Source organism: Thomasclavelia sp. (genome assembly GCF_047249845.1).
Lineage (GTDB): Bacteria > Bacillota_I > Bacilli_A > Erysipelotrichales > Coprobacillaceae > Thomasclavelia.
Map to the genome: position 1 here is coordinate 1 of NZ_JBKTWO010000090.1, position 318 is coordinate 318.

At 32.7% G+C, this 318-nt stretch carries 1 protein-coding gene; it reads right to left on the reverse strand.

Going from position 1 to position 318, the window contains the following annotated elements:
• Positions 1 to 12: 12 nt before the first annotated feature.
• Positions 13 to 318 (reverse strand): hypothetical protein (locus ACLR9T_RS13285; RefSeq protein WP_413109988.1); only part of this gene is annotated, 306 nt, incomplete at its 5' end.

Below are 318 nucleotides of genomic sequence, written 5' to 3' on the forward strand. Positions count from 1 at the left end.
AGTCGTTACTGTCTACCAAGAAGTCAATGTATATCGATTTTCATCAAAAGAGTGCCCCTCGTTAATTTTATTCTGTAAAGCAACTGTTGATACCAACTCGGTTTTCGCTTTTAAAATAGCTTGTGCATAATCATAATCATAAGCACTATCATGTGGTTTTGATGCATCTGCAATCGCTTTAGTTAACTGAGTATATGAATCTGTTGTATAATGCTCTTTATTTAATGTTTTTGCTTCCTCGATAACTTCTTGTAGATTGACATGTGGCTTTAAAGTTAATTTAGATTTGGCAACATTAATCTTTTGAATAGCTGATTC